This is a genomic window from Lederbergia sp. NSJ-179 (genome assembly GCF_022867885.1).
Taxonomy (GTDB): Bacteria; Bacillota; Bacilli; order Bacillales; family Bacillaceae_C; genus Lederbergia.
In genome coordinates, this window is sequence record NZ_JALIFP010000095.1 from 1 (window position 1) to 1,482 (window position 1,482).

General features: G+C 39.5%; 1 protein-coding gene. It reads left to right on the plus strand.

Annotated elements, in window-relative coordinates; all coding sequences use genetic code 11:
• The first annotated feature begins 103 nt into the window (after positions 1 to 103).
• On the plus strand, positions 104 to 1,396 hold the full coding sequence (locus MUB24_RS22940) for an RNA-guided endonuclease InsQ/TnpB family protein (protein ID WP_244708057.1): 1,293 nt from the start codon (positions 104 to 106) through the stop codon (positions 1,394 to 1,396).
• The last annotated feature ends 86 nt before the right edge of the window (positions 1,397 to 1,482 follow it).

The window sequence follows — 1,482 nt, forward strand, 5'->3', positions numbered from 1 at the left end:
AGCAAGGCTTTAGAATGTAAATAAATTCAACAGTTGGGTTGTGGAGGAATACACGTTCCGGTATAATGGAACTATAAAGTAAACAGAAAGGAGGTTAGCCAATATGATCGTCACGCACTCTTTTCCCATTCCTTATGATGAAAGCCTATACAATGAACTCAGAACGATGCAACGTGAAGCGGCCACTGTTTGGAATGATATTGTCAGGGAAGCAACGTCTTATTTTTTTTCGTTTAAGAAATGGCTAAGTAAAAAAGAGATCCAATCTGTTCGAAAACAAACCTATAATCTTCATTCGCAGACGGTGCAAGCGATCGCTGATAAATATGAGGCGAATCGTGAAACAATCCGGAAGTTAAGGAAGACCGACAAAAAAGCAAAATATCCCTGGCGAAAAAAGTATTATTATTGTGTTCCTCTAAAGAAAGCATCTATGTCGATCACGGATGATAAAATTGCGATTAAAAGATCAGAATATGAACTCAGATTATCCGATCTTTTAACAAAAAAGCAAAAGAAGAACTGGAAGGAGAAGTTTCCGAAACAAAATAAAAAGCTCTTTATTCCGAATCTTGCCACAGAAGATCTTAGTGCATGTAATTATGCTGAAATCGTATGGCGGAATGGACAATATCACTTTTGTTATACAATCCATGTACCCGAGAAAGATATTTCTTCGTATGGCTTTAAAGTAGCTGGCGGCGATTTAGGCGAAATCCATGCGGTGGCAGCTGCTACAGAGGACAAAGCCGTATTGGTATCAGGGCGAGCGATGAGGAGTATTGCGCAATACCGTGCGAAAGTACTAACAGATTTGAGTAAGAAAATATCTCGTTGTAAACAAGGTTCCCGACAGTGGAAGAAGTATAAGCAAGCGCGAAATCGTATTCGTCAAAAGAGTAAGAATCAGCTTGAGGCATTGGAACATAAAACGACCAGGGAAATCGTCTTCTTTCTGGAGGAAGAAAGAGTCACTCATTTCGTGATTGGGAATGTGTCGGGTATAGAGAAAAAGACCAAAAAGGATCCAAAGAAAAAAAGAAAATATAACAAAACAAGAAGACGACAGCTTTCCTTGTGGAATCAAGGGAAAATCAAACAGAAACTAACGTATAAAGCACAACAAAAAGGAATCAAAGTCGAAGAAACGGAGGAGAGTTATACTTCGCAATCCTGTCCATTTTGCGGCGGGAAACATCAAGCAAAAGGAAGGAGATTTATTTGTTCTGTTCATCAAACAGAAATCCATCGTGATGTCAACGGTGCACAAAACATTGCCCGTAAAAAGCATCCAATGGCAGTCAACACACTTATCTCAATTGTCTATAAACAACCGATTTGGTACAAGCGTTTTCTCTCTTTAGAGAAAAAGCAAGAAATCCAAAGAATAAGCTAAAAGAGATAAAAGTATCGCCATACGGATGGCGTAGTCGGCACAGACCTTGCCCACTGGAAAGGATCATCCAGTGTTGTTCGCCCAAG

Bases quoted from the DNA above. Each gene is read 5' to 3' on its own strand.
- MUB24_RS22940 (WP_244708057.1), top strand. From the start codon at position 104: ATGATCGTCACGCACTCTTTTCCCATTCCTTATGATGAAAGCCTATAC.